At 61.0% G+C, this 16,368-nt stretch carries 12 protein-coding genes and 1 tRNA gene; 1 reads left to right on the top strand and 12 read right to left on the bottom strand.

Annotated elements, in window-relative coordinates; all coding sequences use genetic code 11:
- Positions 1–137: 137 nt before the first annotated feature.
- Positions 138–1,364, top strand: coding sequence for a glycoside hydrolase family 27 protein (locus ACTO3O_RS03050; RefSeq protein WP_297830643.1), 1,227 nt, complete (start codon positions 138–140; stop codon positions 1,362–1,364).
- Between the two features lie 115 nt (positions 1,365–1,479).
- Here the strand turns inward: ACTO3O_RS03050 and ACTO3O_RS03045 are convergent.
- The 12 genes from ACTO3O_RS03045 to ACTO3O_RS02990 all read right to left on the bottom strand — a co-directional run bounded on the left by ACTO3O_RS03045 (position 1,480) and on the right by ACTO3O_RS02990 (position 15,808).
- Positions 1,480–1,551: transfer RNA gene (locus ACTO3O_RS03045), tRNA-Arg, on the bottom strand.
- A 47-nt stretch (positions 1,552–1,598) separates the two neighbouring features.
- Positions 1,599–2,624 (bottom strand): beta-ketoacyl-ACP synthase III, encoded by a 1,026-nt coding sequence (locus tag ACTO3O_RS03040; RefSeq protein WP_294593515.1) that lies wholly within the window; start codon positions 2,622–2,624, stop codon positions 1,599–1,601.
- A 404-nt stretch (positions 2,625–3,028) separates the two neighbouring features.
- A complete protein-coding gene (locus ACTO3O_RS03035) occupies positions 3,029–3,994 on the bottom strand; it encodes a phosphate acyltransferase (RefSeq protein WP_297830646.1) in 966 nt (321 codons plus the stop codon).
- Positions 3,995–4,177: 183 nt separating this feature from the next.
- Positions 4,178–4,360 carry a 50S ribosomal protein L32 gene (gene rpmF / locus ACTO3O_RS03030; RefSeq protein ID WP_294593518.1) on the bottom strand — a complete coding sequence of 61 codons (183 nt, stop codon included), beginning with the start codon at positions 4,358–4,360 and terminating at the stop codon, positions 4,178–4,180.
- A 22-nt stretch (positions 4,361–4,382) separates the two neighbouring features.
- A complete protein-coding gene (locus tag ACTO3O_RS03025) occupies positions 4,383–4,982 on the bottom strand; it encodes a YceD family protein (protein WP_297830648.1) in 600 nt (199 codons plus the stop codon).
- Positions 4,983–5,063: 81 nt separating this feature from the next.
- A complete protein-coding gene (locus ACTO3O_RS03020; protein ID WP_297830650.1) occupies positions 5,064–6,071 on the bottom strand; it encodes a chorismate synthase in 1,008 nt (335 codons plus the stop codon).
- A gap of 988 nt (positions 6,072–7,059) precedes the next feature.
- Entirely contained in the window at positions 7,060–8,382 is a 1,323-nt protein-coding gene (gene aroA / locus ACTO3O_RS03015) for a 3-phosphoshikimate 1-carboxyvinyltransferase (RefSeq protein ID WP_297830652.1), read from the bottom strand.
- Positions 8,383–8,516: 134 nt separating this feature from the next.
- The gene (locus tag ACTO3O_RS03010; RefSeq protein WP_297830654.1) at positions 8,517–10,142 is read right to left on the bottom strand and encodes an NAD(P)/FAD-dependent oxidoreductase; all 1,626 of its coding nucleotides are present in this window, start codon (positions 10,140–10,142) and stop codon (positions 8,517–8,519) included.
- Positions 10,143–10,225: 83 nt separating this feature from the next.
- Positions 10,226–10,567, bottom strand: a complete 342-nt coding sequence (locus ACTO3O_RS03005; protein WP_297830657.1) for a hypothetical protein — start codon at positions 10,565–10,567, stop codon at positions 10,226–10,228.
- Positions 10,568–11,085: 518 nt separating this feature from the next.
- On the bottom strand, positions 11,086–13,521 hold the full coding sequence (gene topA / locus ACTO3O_RS03000) for a type I DNA topoisomerase (protein ID WP_297830665.1): 2,436 nt from the start codon (positions 13,519–13,521) through the stop codon (positions 11,086–11,088).
- 99 nt (positions 13,522–13,620) lie between these two features.
- Complete coding sequence (locus tag ACTO3O_RS02995) at positions 13,621–15,018, bottom strand: DUF4270 family protein (RefSeq protein WP_297830659.1); 1,398 nt, start codon at positions 15,016–15,018, stop codon at positions 13,621–13,623.
- Positions 14,996–15,808: a glycogen/starch synthase gene (locus tag ACTO3O_RS02990; RefSeq protein ID WP_297830661.1), complete on the bottom strand. Its 813-nt coding sequence runs from the start codon at positions 15,806–15,808 to the stop codon at positions 14,996–14,998. Before ACTO3O_RS02990 ends, ACTO3O_RS02995 begins: the two co-directional genes overlap by 23 nt.
- Between the last annotated feature and the right edge of the window lie 560 nt (positions 15,809–16,368).

The following is a 16,368-nucleotide window of genomic DNA, read 5'->3' as shown; positions in this document are numbered from 1 at the left end:
AAGGTTTCGGAAGCGTGCGCCCGCCGCAGTTGTTTCTCCTCTTTCGGACGGCGCGACTTCGACGGAGATACCGTGCCGCTGTGTCGCAGGAAATTGCTATCTTTGGGTAAGAAATCTTTTTAAACCTGTACCTGATTATGAAATTGAGACTTCGAATCGCGACGCTGCTCGCTCTGTTTTTGGTCGCTCCGGCGACCGTATCGGCCCAGCGCGAGGCGACGCCGGTCGACACGCTGGCCCTGACGCCGCCGATGGGGTGGAACAGCTGGAATCAGTTCGAATGGGAGGTCAGCGACTCGCTGATTCGCGAGATCGCCGATGCCATGGTGGCGAACGGCATGCGCGATGCCGGATACCGGTATATTATCATCGACGACTACTGGGTCGGCGGGCGCGACACCAAGAACCGCCTTTTTCCCGATCCGGAGCGTTTCCCGCACGGGATGAAGGCGCTGGCCGACTATGTGCACGACAAGGGGCTGAAGCTGGGTATCTATTCCGACGCGGCCGAGCTGACCTGCGCGGGGGTGACGGGGAGCCTGGGCTTCGAGGAGATCGACGCGCAGACCTTTGCCGACTGGGGGATCGACTACCTGAAGTATGATTACTGCCATGCGCCGACGGATCGGACGACGGCCTTTACGCGCTACAAGAAGATGGGCGACGCGCTGAAGAAGACAGGCCGTCCGATCGTCTTCGCCGTTTGCGAGTGGGGCGGTCGGAGTCCGTGGTTGTGGGCCCGGGCGGCGGGAGGTCACCTCTGGCGGACGACCTACGATTCGCGCGACGGCTGGCGGTCGGGAGACGGCTTTCTGACGGGGATTATGGATATTTTTGACACGCAGGAGGGGCTCGAACCCTATGCCGGGCCGGGGGGCTGGAACGATCCCGACCTGCTGATGGTGGGGCTTTACGGCAAGGGGAAATCGTCGTCGCCGGACGCCCGCTTCCCGGGGTGTACGGACGAGGAGTACAAGACGCATTTCGCCTTGTGGTGCATGCTGGCGGCTCCGCTGATCGTGAATAACGACCTGCGCGATATGTCGGACTTCACGCGCGAGCTGCTGACGAACCGGCACCTGATTGCGGTGGATCAGGATTCGCTGGGGCGGCAGGGATATACCTTTATGCGTTCGGGCGAGTTGCAGTATCTGCGCAAGGAGCTGAAGGACGGGGTGGCGATCTGCGTCTTCAACCGGTCGGATGCGCCGGCTTCGTTTGTGTTCGATCCGGTGCGGGACGCGGACATTCTCTATCCGGCGACGGTGACGAATGCGTGGACGGGGCGGGTGTCTAAGAAGGGGATTGTACGAGGTACGCTGCCTGCGCACGGCTGCGAGATCTATATCTACAAGCGGAAGTAACTCTCCGTCCTTATTTTATCCGCCAGCGGGCCGGCTCTGAAAAGAGTCGGCCCGCTTTAACATGACGGTACATAAAACGAACAAGCCCATCCTCCAAAGAGAGAATGGGCTATCGTAGCCACAACAGGACTCGAACCTGTATTTAAAGTTTAGGAAACTTCCGTTCTATCCCTTGAACTATGCGGCCGTCACGCGCGAAGCCTCTCCCGCGTGCGAGAGAGGCTCGGATAGGCGTTATTTCCGCATCGTCCCTCCGTCGTACGCCCACCGCAGATAAACCGCTCCCCAGGTGAATCCCCCGCCGAACGAAGCCAGGATAAGGTTATCCCCCTTCTTCAATCTGGTCTCGTAGTCCCACAGGCAGATCGGAATCGTAGCTGCCGTGGTATTCCCGTACTTGTGGATATTGACCATACACCGTTCCGCCGGCAAACCCATCCGATTCGCAGTGGCGTCGATAATTCGCTTATTGGCCTGATGCGGAACCAGATAGCGCACGTCTTCCGCAGTCAGATGGTTCCGTTCCATGATCTCGACCGCCGTATCCGCCATATGCGAAACTGCTGCCTTGAACACCGGCTGCCCCTCCTGATGCACGTAGTGCCACTTATTGTCGACCGTCTCATGCGATGCCGGATAGCACGATCCGCCCGCCTTCAGATAGAGGTGTACGGCTCCTGCCCCGTCCGAGTGCAGGCTGGCGTCGATCAACCCCAACCCTTCGGTGTTCGGCTCCAGCAACACGGCTCCTGCCCCGTCGCCGAAAATCGGACACGTCGTCCGGTCTTCGTAGTCGATGATCGCAGACATCTTGTCCGCTCCCACGACGATCACTTTCTTGTAAGTCCCCGCTTCGATAAACTTCGATGCGGTGGTCAGGGCGAAGATAAACCCGCTGCAAGCGGCCGAAAGGTCGAACCCGAAGGCTTTGGTCAACCCGGCTTTGTAGGCGATCAGGTTGGCGGTGCTCGGGAATGACATGTCCGGGGTCACGGTGGCGCAGATGATCAGGTCGATGTCTTCCGGATCGACTTGGGTCTTCTCCAAAAGGTCCCGCACGGCGCGCTCGCCCATATACGAGGTGCCTTTCCCTTCGCCTTTCAAAATGTGACGGGTCTTGATCCCGATCCGACTCATGATCCACTCGTCGGAGGTCTCTACCATCCGGCTGAGTTCTTCGTTGTCCAAAATGTATTCGGGCAAATATGCGCCGACGCCGGTGATGGCGGCTGTAATCTTCTGATTGCTGGTCTTTACCATGCTACCTCTTTTACTGCATTCTATTTCTTTGCTTCTTTATCAGGAGTGAACTGTTCTTTTTCTGAAGAAAAAGAACCAAAAAGACTTTCGACGGATGCTTCGCATCCTAAAGCTGCCGGTCGCCCAAATCTCGGGCTCTTCTTTGGGCCGGGAGTTGTAGCGCGCTAATGCGAGCTAAACTTTGGGCGCGCTACAACCCCGACCCAAAAGCAGTCACGAAGACTGAGGACTGCGGAGCCTGAGGAGTAGCGTAGCTGTCATGAAAGTTCTTTGGGTACCTTTCTTTCAAGAAAGGTACGGTTCCGTCCGGTTTAGGAGCAGATAATAGAACGGTTAAAAAAATAAAAAGGGTTTCGAAATCAGGTATAGAATGAATCGTTATCCCTTGTGAACGTGTAAAGGGATTACCTGTCGAAAGCCTTTTTAAACTGCGATACCATGTCCGTTCGCGCCGTGCGTTCGGTCAGTCGTATCATATTTTCGATCGCCTTGGCCGACGAGCAGCCATGGCCGATAATTACCGTCGAATTGATCCCCAGAACCGGAGTCCCCCCTACGTTTTCGTAGTTGAGTCCTTCGACGAAAGGATGGGGCTCTCCTCCTCCTGCGCCCGTCCCCGTCATAATCAGGTGGAATCCTTCGAGCATCTTGATCACCGTGTTGCCTGCAAAGCCGTCGCAGACGATCACGTCCGCCACTTCGCCCGTCATCAGGTGCTTCCCTTCGACATTCCCCACGAAGCGGTAGTCTCCCGCCGCCGCGCGTTCCGCCATCAGCGGATAGGTGGCTTTGGTCAGCAGATTTCCCTTTTCCGGCTCTTCGCCGATGTTGAGCAAGGCGACTCTCGGTTCCGGAATCCCCAGCGTCTCGCGAGCGTAGATGCTGCCGATCATCCCGTATTGTGCCAGGACTTCCGGTTTGCAGTCCGCATTCAGCCCGACGTCGAGAATCAGAACATCCCCGCCCCGTGCATTTTTGCAGACGGTCGCAATAGCCGGCCGGATCACGCCTTCGATCTGTCCCACCACCTGCATGCAGCCCACCATCATGGCGCCGGTGCTTCCCGCGCTGGCGAATCCGGCGATATCGCCGGTGCACAAGTGTTTGAATCCGACTACGATACTGGAGTCGCTCTTCTGCGTAAAGGCTTTGACCGGGTGGTCGCCCATTTCGATCGTTTCGGAGGTGTGGACGATCTCCACGCGGGGATCATCCGCCACGCCGTGCGTATCGCAAGCCCGGATAGCTTCGCGGTCGCCGAAGAGCACGAGGGTCGTGTCGGCCGACAGATGCGGCAAGGCCGCATAAGCCCCTTCCACAGTCACCTGTGGTGCGTAGTCGCCGCCCATGGCATCGAGGCCTATTCTCATAATCCGATGACGTTAGGTTTGGGGACGAAAGAGCGCGGGTACACCCGTGTCGTTAGTGGAGAGGGGCCGGTGGCTCTTTGTCCGGAATAGCGCTGGCAATCGGAGTTGCCGGTGTGATGGAGGTGGTGTGCGCAGCTGGGTGCCGACGAGGGTGCCAGTCTGCGCGGAACAACAAGGGGGAAACTATTGTCCCTTAACGTCCATCGCTTTTTTGCCGCGGTAGAAGCCGCATTCCGGGCAGACGCGGTGGAACAGGATCTGTGCACCGCAATTCGAACAGGTCGCCAAGGTCGGCGCAACGGCCTTATAGTGAGTTCTTCTCTTGTCCCGACGGGTCGATGAGACCTTGTGTTTAGGATGTGCCATTTCTCTTGATTTATTTCGTTGTTTATTTGTCTTCTTTGGGTTTCAGGTCTTTGAGGGCGGCGAAAGGATTGCCCGCTCCGTCCCGCTCCGTATCCGCCCCCCCTGCCAATGCGTCGAACTCCTCTTCGGAAACGATCCGGAACCGCTTGAGCATCTCCTGGTTGCAATCTTTCAGTTCCGGGTGCACCCGCTGGAACGGCAAGGAGAGCATAATGCTCTCGTAAATATATTGTCCGAGGTCCAGCGTCGCCTCTGCCGGCGAAATCCACAAGATATCCCCGTCGCTGTTATTAACCTCGCGATGCGCATCCCCGGAGTACTGTTCCCCTTCCGGAATGGTGTCGCTGATCTTGACTACCGGTTCGCCTTCGAAGTGCACGGGGCATTCGAATTCATCGAGGCAGCGGTCGCAGGTCAACCGCACTTCCGCGTCGATTTTCACGCGGAGTTCGATCATCGAAGCATGCTTGGTCGCCTCGACCTCCGCCATACCTCGTCCCTGCGTAATCTCCGACTCGGGCCAGCGGGCGAAGAAACGGTCGTCGATCGGGAAGGTGTAATGGTATCTCTCCCCGGTCTTAAGGCCGTGAAAATCTATGCTATATCTTGCCTGTTCGGTCATCGGAGGTCTACCCGGTATCGGGCAAAGGTAATCATAAATTCGCAATCCGCAAGCGGGGGCCGCGATTTAGCGTGCTCGGGGTCACTCGCTCCGCCGGTCGGTGGCGGCGGCGATCAGCGAGAGGTCGTACAGCACGATGGCGGTCATGGCTTCAGCGATAACCGGTATGCGCAGGGCGATGCAGGCGTCGTGGCGGCCGCGCACGACGAGGGGTTCGACGCGCTGGTCGCCGAAGTGGTAGGTTTGTTGTTCGCTGGAGATGCTGGAGGTGGGTTTCACGGCGATCCGGAAGCGGATGGGGTTGCCGTTCGTGATGCCGCCGTTGATGCCTCCGGCGTGGTTGGTGCGGGTGGTGCCGTCGGGGGCGAGGATCGGGTCGTTGTGCTGGCTGCCGCTCATCCGGGCGGCGTCGAATCCGGCGCCGAATTCGACGCCTTTCACGGCGGGAATGGCGAACAAGGCGTGGCTGAGCACGGATTCCACGGAGTCGAAGAAGGGTTCGCCCCAGCCTGCGGGGAGGCCGGTGACGGTGCCTTCCACGATGCCGCCGATGGAGTCCTGTGCGGCGATGGCGCGTTCGAGGGCGGCGTCCATCTCGGCGGGGTCTGTGCAGCCGCCGATTTCGACGAGGCGGCTCTCGATCCGGATGCCGCTGGGGGCCAGTGCTTTCTTGGCGATGGCTCCGGCGGCGACGATGCCGAGGGTGATCCGACCGGAGAAGTGGCCGCCGCCTCGGTAGTCGTTATATCCGTGCCATTTCTGGCGGGCGACGAGGTCGGCGTGGCCGGGACGGGGCTGGGTGACGAGGTTGGCGTAGTCGCCGGAGCGGGTGTTGCTGTTTTCGAAGAGGATGGTCAGGGGGGCGCCGGTGGTATGGCCTTCGAACAGGCCGGAGACGATGCGGGGCTGGTCGGCCTCTTTGCGCGGGGTGGTTCCTTTGGCTCCGGCGCGCCGGCGGTCGAGGTCGGGTTGCAGGTCGGCTTCGCTCAGGGCGAGGCCGGCGGGTGCGCCGTCGATGACGATGCCGACGTTCTGGCCGTGCGATTCGCCGAAGATGGAGAGGCGATAGATGCGTCCGAAACTGTTCATATGCTGTCTGTTGCGTTTAACGGGTTCTGTTGCGTTCGGGGTCTCGGGTGGCTCGGGCGACGAGGTTGGCGGTTCTTCGTGGAGTGGTGCTATTTGTTCTTAATTTAAGCAATTCGCAGCCAGCGGAGGCGCAATCGAGGTTGCAAAAGTGTAATCGCCTTAGCGAGCCGAAGCCTGCGGGGCCCCAACAAGCATCGCGAGTTGCGGGCCACCCGAGGGGAGGCGTCCGGCCCGCGCGATGCTACGAGTCGCAGGAGCACAGCTATTCATCCTCGGCGCGCCCCCCGGCGCCCGCCTACGGCGTTCGCTGCGCGCCGAGAACGGCGATTCCTCTCGGAATCGCGCTACTCGCTCTTCAAGCGGTCGAAGCCTCCGGGGCCCACAGCAACGTCAGTTGCGGGCCTCCGCGGCCGGAGGCTTCGGCCCGCGCGACCCGTTGGGTCGCAAGAGCACAGCCCAAAGCACAGCCAACAAGTTCAGCCCAAAGCTCGCCCCAGTTCTCCGCCCCGTGTCCGCCTCACTGCGGCTCCGCTGTCGCTCCGCCGGTGCCACTCGGCACCCGAAAGATGGCCCGGTCTACTTCTAAACGTCGCCCGCGGCAATTCTTGCCGGATTGGCCGAATGCCAACCGGCAAAATATGCCCTTTTAGGCGGGCGGGCGACGGTTTTCGTGTACAGTTCTTTATTCGCGCGCCTGCGCGTCAACTATTTCGGCTCACCGCCGAAATAGTTGAATCGCTTTTTTAGACGGCGGCGCGCGATTGAGCTTTGTCCCGCCTGGTACTGTTCTTTCTGTGAACAGAAAGAACCAAAGAAACTTTAGACGGATGCTAACGCATCCTCCAGCTGCCGACGCCCAAATCTCTGTCCGTGCGGGCCCCACTTAGTAAGGTAGAGACAACCCTAATAAAACACCCTCCGGGATGCGCTGGCCGCCTCTACCCTCGTTCCCGTCCACGGGACGTCTCTATCCTAAGCTGTGCACGCCTCACGCCGTGTATAACGTGTCGAGGTCGTCCCAAAAGTCCGGGTAGGACTTCTCGACCGCCTCTGCATGGCTGATGGTCACCGGACGGTCGGCCCGCAAGGCCGCTACGGCTGTCGCCATCGCGATCCGGTGGTCGTTGTGGCTCTCTAATCGGGCGTCGCGCACGCTCAAGGAGCCGTCCGGAGTCGAAATCCCCCGAATCGACATCGTGTCCGGTGTCGAGAGGTCGATCTCTACTCCTAACTTCCCGAACTCGGCCGCTAAGGTCGCTGCCCGGTCGCTCTCTTTGTGCGTCAGGCGGCTCGTGCCGCGCAGAACCGTCGTCCCGCTGCAACAGGCTGCCAAGGCCGCCAAGGCCGGGAAGAGATCCGGGCAATCCGTGGCGTCGAACTCGAAACTCCGCAGGGTCGCCGGGCGACCGACCGTCCAAAGATGGCCGCTCGATGCCAGTATGGCTCCGGCGCGCTCCAAGGCCGTGATGATGGCCCGGTCGGCCTGCAACGAACGCGGATGGAGGTTCTCGACGATAATTCCCGCTCCGCGCGGCTCGGAGGCGATCGTGCCGCCCACCAACAGGCACGAGGCGCCGCTCCAGTCCCCCTCGATCGAGCAGACGGTCGGACGATATTGCTGCCCGCCCGGAATCACGAATTCCGTATAGTCCGGGGCGTGCGAAACCTCGATCCCGAAAGTCCGCAGCACCTCCAAAGTCATGGCCAGATAAGGGATGCTCCGGGGTTGTCGCACGAGCAGCCGGGTCTCGGAGGACGACAGCGGGGAGGCCATCAGCAGGCCGGTGATGAATTGCGAGCTGAGCGAGCCGTCTACCTCGACGGTTCCGCCCCGCAGCGGCCCGCTGACGGTCAGGGGCAGACAGCCGTTTGCGCTGTCGGTCACGGTGGCGCCGAGTCTCCGGAGCGGCTCGACCATCGAGGCGGCCACCGGTCGGCGGAGGATCGAGCCGTGGCCGGTGATGGTGATCGGCGTGGGGCTCTGGGCGGCGATGGGGGTGAAGAGCCGGGCCGAGAGGCCCGATTCGCCGATGTGCAGCTCGGCGGGAGACTGCCGCAGGAAGCCTCCCTCGATGTAGTAGGTGTCGCGGTTGTCGCCGTAGCGGACGGAGGCGCCCAGACGCTGGATGGCGTCCAGAGCGGCGGAGGTGTCGTTGCAGAGGCCCATCCGCCGCAGCTCGCTCCAACCGGCCGGGTGGGCCGATTCGGGGACGAGGAGGGCGGCGGCCAAGGCGCGCTGGGCGTAGCTCTTCGAGGTCGGCGAGGCGATGCGGCCGGATAACTTGCCGGGCTTTATCTCTTTGATTGTCAAGTTGCTGTGGCTTTGTTGTATGTAATGTTGCAACATTTTGTTACAATGTTGCAACATGTTGCATCATGTTGTAACATGGCATCATTATGTTGTAAAGTTACAACATAATATTGTAACGGGCGGCACGTCGAGGGTCAGGGGCGTTCGCGGCGCAGGTATTCGACGGCGGCGCGGGCGGAGGAGGCGCCGTCGACGGCGGCGGAGATGATGCCGCCGGCATAACCGGCTCCTTCACCGACGGGAAAGAGGCCGGAGACTTGAGGGTGCATGTAGCTCTCGCGGTCGCGCGGGATCCGGACGGGGGAGCTGGTGCGAGATTCGATGCCGATCACTTGGGCGTCGGGGGTGACGAAGCCGCGCATCTTCTTGTCGAATTCGCGGAAGCCGGCGCGAAGGGCCTGGCTGATGAACCGGGGCATCCATTTGTCCATGTCGCTGGCGGTGAGGCCGGGATGATAGGAGGTGGGCAGGGTGTCGCTGCATTTCGCGCCGCGGACGAAGGCGTCGAGCCGCTGGGCGGGTGCGATCTGGGCGCCGCCGCCTTGGGCGTAGCCCATCTTCTCCAGTTGTTCCTGAAAACGGAGACCGGCGAGGGGGCCGAAGTGGGGGACGAGGTCGGCGTAGTCGTCGGGCAGGATCTGGGTGACGATGCCGGAGTTGGCGAAGATGTTGTTCCGGCCGGAGGGGGACATGCCGTTCACGACGCATTCGCCGGGGGAGGTCAGGGCGGGGACGATAAAGCCGCCGGGGCACATGCAGAAGCTGTAGACGCCGCGGGTTTTCGGGGCGTGAGATCCGGTGAGGCCGGAGGGTACCTGGGCGACGAGGCTGTAGGCGGCGGGGGGAAGGGCGGGGTCGAGGGTCTTGTATTGGATGCGGTCGATGAGCTCCTGGCGGTGTTCGACGCGGAGGCCCATGGCGAAGGGTTTGGATTCGAGGTGGATCGACCGGCGGTGGAGGAGGTCGTAGATGTCGCGGGCGGAGTGGCCGGTGGCGAGGAGGGTGACGGGGGCTTCGATGGGGGTGCCGTCGTGGGTCACGACGCCGAGGATCCGGCTCCGGTCGGGGCTGAGGAGAAGGTCGGTGACGCGGCTGTTGAAGTGGATCCGGCCGCCGGAGTTCAGGATGGTCTGGCGGATGGCGGCGATGACGCGGGGAAGCCGGTCGGTGCCGATGTGGGGGTGGGCGTCGTAGAGGATGGATTCGTCGGCGCCGTGGTGGTGGAGGATCTCTAAGGATTTCCGGTAGTTGCCGCGTTTCTTCGACCGGGTGTAGAGTTTGCCGTCGGAGTAGGTGCCGGCGCCGCCTTCGCCGAAGGCGTAGTTGGAGTCGGGGTCGACGGGCTGGTTGCGCTGGATGGCGGCGATGTCGGCTTTCCGGGCGGAGACGTCTTTGCCGCGTTCGAGGAGGATGGGGCGGTAGCCGAGTTCGATGAGTTCCAATGCGGCGAAGAGGCCGGCGGGCCCGGCGCCGATGATCAGGGCTTGGCGGGAGGGGGGGAGGTTCGAGACGTCGCCCCATTCGAGGTGGACGGGGTCGGGACGGCCTTCCCGGTCGAGCCAGAGTTCGACGGCGAGTTGGATGCGGACGCCGCGGAGGCCGCTGGTGTGTCGCCGGGCGTCGATGGAGCGGCGCACGATGCGGCTGAAGGCGATCTCGTCGGGGTTGCGGATGCCGGCGGCCTGGCGGGCGGCGGCTTGAATGGCGGCGGGGTCTTGGGCTTGGGCGGGGCTGAGGGTGATTTCGACGGTGAGGGGCATAGCGGGGTTATTTGATGGGATATGGTAGGGGGCTCGACACTCGAAGCTGGCCGTGTTTATCTTATGTTTATGGCCGTTTCCGTTTATTCCGAGAGGCAACGCAACTGAAAACCGTGGGAGCGGGCGACTGTGTGGCCCGGGGTAAGCCGAGGTATATCAAACAGTAGAATGGCACCGCCCGTGCCGCCCGTGGCGGAACACCACACTGTACCTTCGTGGCCGACGCCGTTCAGCCCGCCCGAGTTTGCGCCGCGGTAGCCCGCCTCGCGGTAGCCCGGGGCGGGGTACCAGGCGAGCGGGGTTCCCGCGGTGCCGTCGTCCGTTACCTTGTAGAGACGACCGTTGGTGGCTTTGTAGTTCCCTGCACCGTAAGATTCTCCGACAACCCCATCCGAGTAGTACGGGAAAGTCCCTTTTAACGGCACATCGGCGTCCCGCGTAAAGTCAGACCAAGGGGGGCGTGGGCCTGTCTATTGCGGGCTTAGGTCGGGCTTCGGTGGCGCGCCCTTGGGGTGTTTTATTGGCGCCTCTACCCCCATTCTTCGTTCGCGCGCCTTGGGAAATCCAGTCAAAACGTGCCAGCACATTTTGACGATTTCCCTCTTAAGGCGGGGCGCGCGCGGCGGTGGGAGAGAACCGCGCTCAGGCCGCGCGGGCCGTTCTCTTTGTAAACAAAGAGAACCAGAAAAACTTTCGACGGATGCTAACGCATCCTCAAGCTGCCGACGGCCCAATTCTTTGCCCCGTTCTTTGTCCGCGCGCTGGCGGAAATCTTATTCAAACGCGAAACACGCGTTTGAATGATTTCCTACTCCAGCGGTCGCGCGCGGGTCGAGCTTTGTCCCGCCTGAAACTGCCGCTTTTTGTAAAAAGCGGCACCAAAAACTTTCATGATAGCTACGCTATGCCTTAGGCTCCGCAGGACTCATTTTGCGTCTGTCGCTTATTTCTTGCTCCGGCCGGCGCGGCGGAAGGGGGGACGTTTGGCACCACTGCTACCGGCACCGGCGGCTTGCTGCTCGGAAATCAGGGCTTTCAATTCCTCTAAGGTCAAGTCAGAGGCTTCTCGATTGCTCAGCAGGGGCTTCGGTATCTTGTAGTTGGCGCCGCTGTGGGCGATGTAAGGGCCCCAACGCCCGTTCAGCACCTGAATGTCGTCGGCTTCGTAAACCCGGATCACGCGGTTCCGCTCGGCTTCGCGTTTCTCTTCGATCAGGGCGATGGCGCGGGGCAGGTCGATGGTATACGGGTCGTCTCCTTCCCGAACTTTTAGGGAGGTGAATTTGCCGTCGTGACGCACGTAGGGCCCGAACCGGCCGACGGAGACGACGACGGTTTTCCCTTCGTATTCGCCTAAGGTGCGGGGCAGTTCGAACAGGGCGAGGGCCTCTTCCAGGGTGATGGTGGCGACCATCTGGCCTTTCTGTAAGGAGGCGTAACGGGGTTTCTCGTCGTCCGAGGGCTTGATGGCGGCGGCGAGGGTCCCTTTATGTGCCGCTACTGGGGTGTCGCCGAGCTGAACCATGGGGCCGAATTTGCCGACGCGGGCGTAGACGTTTTTCCCGCTCTTCGGGTCGATGCCTAACAGGCGCTCGCTGCGGACGTATTCGGTGTCGCCTTCGGCGTTGTCGACGCCTTCATGGAAGGGTTCGTAGAAGGCGGCGAGCATGCGGCGCCAGTCGAGGTCGCCGTCGGCGATCTCGTCGAACTCTTTCTCGACTTTGGCGGTGAAGTTGTAGTCGAGGATGGCGGAGAAGTGGTCGGAGAGGTAGTCGGTGACGAGCATCCCGATGTCGGTGGGGAAGAGTTTGTTCTTCTCGGCGCCGGTGGTCTCGCTCTTCTCGGTGCGCTTGAGGGTGCCGTTCGGGGCGAGGGTCAGGATGGTGTAGTCGCGTTTCGTGCCTTCGCGGTCTTCTTTGACGACGTAGCCGCGGTTGATGACGGTGGAGATGGTCGGGGCGTAGGTCGAGGGACGTCCGATCCCGAGCTCTTCGAGTTGTTTCACGAGGCTGGCTTCCGAGTATCTCGGGGGACGTTGGGCGAAGCGTTGGGTGGCGACGACTTGCCCGCGGCGGACGCTGGTGCCTTGGACCAGTGGCGGGAGCAGGGTCTCGGCGGAGGTGCCGTTGCTGCTGCTTTTCGGGGCGGGTTCGTCGTCGTGGGATTCCATGTAGAGCCGAAGGAAGCCGTCGAAGGTGATCACTTCGCCGGTGGCGGTGAAGTGTTCGGGGCGGCCGGAGATTTCGATCCGGGCGGTGGTCTTTTCTAATTCGGCGTCGGCCATCTGGGTGGCGACGGTGCGTTTCCAAATGAGGTCGTAGAGGCGGCGTTCCTGGGCGGTGGTGCCGGCTTCGCGACGGTCGATGTAGGTGGGTCGGATGGCTTCGTGAGCTTCCTGGGCGCCTTTGCTTTTCGTGGTATATTGCCGGGTTTTATGGTACTGGGCGCCGAACATGGCTGTGACTGCGTCTTTGGCTGTCCCGATGGCGAGGGTGGAGAGGTGAACGGAGTCGGTACGCATGTAGGTGATCATCCCGGCTTCGTAGAGTCGCTGGGCGATGGTCATGGTCTGGCTGACGGAGAAGCCGAGTTTCCGGGCGGCTTCCTGCTGGAGGGTGGAGGTGGTAAAGGGGGGGGCGGGTGTCCGTTTGGCGGGACGGGTCTCGACGGCGCCGATGGTGAAGGCGATGTCGGGCGAGGCGATGGCGCTCAGAAAGGCGTTGGCTTCGGCTTCGGTCTTGAAGCGGGTGTTGAGTTCGGCTTTGAAGCCGGTGCCGTCGGGGGTGATGAATTCGCCGATGACGCGGTAGTAGTCGGAGCTTTCGAAGCTCATGATTTCGCGTTCGCGTTCGACGATGAGTTTCACGGTGACGGATTGGACGCGGCCGGCGGAGAGGGAGGGCCGTACTTTCTTCCACAGCAGGGGCGACAGTTCGAAACCGACTAACCGGTCGAGCACGCGACGGGCTTGTTGGGCGTTGACGAGGTTGAGGTCGACTTGGCGGGGGTGTTCGACGGCGTGCAGGATGGCGTTTTTGGTGATTTCGTGGAAGACGATGCGGCGGGTCTTGTCGTCGGGCAGCTGGAGGGTTTCTTTCAGGTGCCAGGCGATGGCTTCTCCTTCGCGGTCTTCATCGGAGGCGAGCCAGACGGTGCGGGCTTCTTTGGAGAGGCGGCGCAGTTCGCTCACGACTTTCACTTTGTCGGGAGAGATTTCGTATTCGGGTTCGAAGCCGCGGGAGATGTCGATGCTGAGCCCTTTTTTCTTCAGGTCGCGGATGTGGCCGAAGCTGGATTTCACGGTATAGCGGTCGCCGAGGATCTTTTCGATGGTCTTGGCTTTGGCGGGGGATTCGACGATGACGAGGTTTTCGTGCATGGGGTTGGGTATCATGTAAAAACCTAAAGGGGTGGGCCTTTAGGTCTGAAAAACGGCGGTCGCCCGGCGGGTTACGGGGCGACCGGAAAATGGTTCGGATTATTTAATCAGGGTGTAGGTCAGCACGAGCAACGGGGGGTACGGCGAATTCGATCCGTAGATCCAGCTGCGGCCGGTGTCGTTCCGTTGCAGGTAGGCGGGGAGCAGTTCGGTGGTGTAGCGTTCTTCTTTGCCGGTGAGGAGTTGCTGAACGTAGGAGGTGATGTCGAAGGTGTAGATGCCTAACGAGCGATTCAGGCTCCCGCCGAGGGTCTGGGTGTAGTTGTTGGTGGTGATGGCGTCGAGGATGGGGTTGTATTCGTCGAGGAATTCGTACCCGATCATGTTGTGGTAGAGGCCGAGGCCGGTGAAGGATTTGTTGTATTGTTCGTAGCCGGAGTCGACCATGCGCACTTTCAGTTCGGCGCGGTGGAGGGCGATGTGGCTGTATCCTTGTTCCACGGCTTGCTGTTGCAGGTGTTCGAGTTGGCTTTTTTCAATCCGGAGTTGTCCCATGAGGCCTGCGAGCCCTTGTACGTACATGTATTCGGAGGCGTGTGTGGTGTCGCCGATGGCGGTGGCTGGCACGCCGCCTTTGGATGGGTCGGAGAGGGTGTAGTCGTGCTGGATGGTGGTGAAGCAGATGTAGTCGTAGGTCCAGTCGCTGTAGAAGAGGATCTGCTGGTCTAAGGTGTCGAGCCCGTTGGGGCCGGTGTTGTGGTAGAAGAGGTACATGGTGCTTTGGGCCATGTCCATCTTCAGGAGGGTGCCTTCTTCGCCTGCGGGGGCCTGGTTGCGGAGTTTGAAGTAGAAGCCGGGGAATTTCTTGTGAAATATGGTGTCGTTGTAGTAGATGTTCTCTTTGCTCTGGGTGTTGTCGAGGAGGCGTTTGGCGAATTCGTCGGGCAGGCGGCCGTAGGAGGTGCCGGGGCCTTTCTGTTCGAAGGAGAACAGGGGGGTGGCGCCGATATAGGGGGACATGTCGAAGTTGCTGAAGTAGGCGCTGTCCTGGTGGAAGTGGTAGTCTTTGACTTCGTAGACGTCGACGGTGACGCTCTTGGTGGTGTCGCCGATGGCGCCGGTGAAGGTGATGGCGTAGCGCATGGAGTCGATCACGGGGTTCTCGCCGAAGTAGTGGCTGTGTTTGAAGCCGAAGGGGGAGTAGTTGACGAAGGCTTGGATGTCGATCCGTCCGGTGAGGGGGTCGATGTAGGAGCCGACGAGGGGTTCGTAGTAGCCGGATACGCTGGTCTCCAAGGAGTCGCAGGTGGAGATGTAGGTGTGCACGAGGACGGTGGAGTCGATGGTGCTGCGCATGTGTTGGCTCGGCGGCACGAGGTCGTTCCCGAAGGCGTCGTCGCGTTGGGTGCAGGAGGGGAGGCTGAGGAGGAGAAGGGTGCTCAGCAGAAGGGGGAGGAGGGTGAAGTGGTGGGGGTTATTTTTCGAGCAGTGTGTCATAAAATGCGGCGTATGCGTCTTCGTAGTTTTCTGTGCCGGGATAGGAGAGGGTGGGTATCCCGCGTTGGCGGATAAAGTCGGTGAGTTCGGGGGCGATCTCTTTGCTCCCGAGTACTGCGCCGTCGGCGCGTTCGAGGGCGAATTTCATGAGGCCGAGGTAGTCGGGGTGGTCGAGATGCTTGAGTTCGTCTTTCTTGATGCCTTCCTGGATGAGTTTGGAGCCGAGGGCGGGATCCAAGCTTCCGGGGAAAGGGTGGTCATAAACGGAGACGACGATCTTGAGTTCTCTGAAGATGGGGTCGTTGTGGAATATTTTCTTCAGGTAGATGGGGACGATGGCGGAGAACCAGTCGTGGCAGTGGACGATGTTCGGGGCCCAGCGCAGTTTTCGGACGGTCTCCAATACGCCGCGGGCGAAGAAGATGGCGCGCTCTTCGTTGTCGGCGAAGTGGTTGCCGTCGCTGTCGGCCCAGGTGGCTTTCCGTTTGAAGAAGTCGTCGTTGTCGATGAAGTAGACTTGGACGCGGGCTGTAGGGATGGAGGCGACTTTGATGATGAGTTGGTGGTCGGTGTCGTCGATGATGAGGTTCATCCCGGAGAGGCGGATCACTTCGTGGAGCTGGTTCCGACGCTCGTTGATGCAGCCCCAACGGGGCATGAAGATGCGGATCTCGGCTCCGCGCTCCTGCATGGCTTGGGGCAGGTAGCGGCAAAGGCTCGATATGTCGTTGTCGGGAAGGTAGGGTACTACTTCCTGGCAGACGTACAGAATCTTGGCGTTGTGGTTCATCGGCGGTCCTCCTTTGATGTGGTCGGTCGGGTCGAAACCCGATGGGACACTGCCACAAAGATAACGTTTTTTTCGGATAAGCGGGTGCGGGGGCGATGGGGGGCGGGGTGCTTTTTTCTGGGCGGAGGGCCGAAAGGGGCTGGTTGGCCGGAGGCGGTCCCTTGCCCGCCGCCAGCGCACGGACAGAGAATTGTGGTAGAGGCGGCCAGTAAAACGCCCTGTGGGCGCGCCCGCCCGGCGTAAGGGCAGTACCCTCCCGTAGGACAGACGCGCGCCACGCCTAAAGAAGCGATTCTACTATTTCGGCGGTAGCCGAATATAGATGAATCGCGCAGGCGCGCGAAAAAAGAGTGGTGCGCAAAAAATCCGTCGCCCGCCGCCTAAGAGGGCATATTCTGCCGGTTGGCACTTGCCAATCCGGCAAGAATTGCCGCGGACGACGTTTAGAAGTAGACCGGGCCATCTTTCGAGTGCCGAGCGGCACCGGCGGAGCGACAGCGGAGCCGCAGTGGGGCTGACACAGGGCCGAGAACTGGGGCGAACTTTGGGCTGCGCCTGTT

Source organism: Rikenella sp. (genome assembly GCF_056799795.1).
The sequence above is the reverse complement of the archived record's forward strand: the minus strand, read 5'-3'. Positions and strand labels throughout refer to the sequence as shown.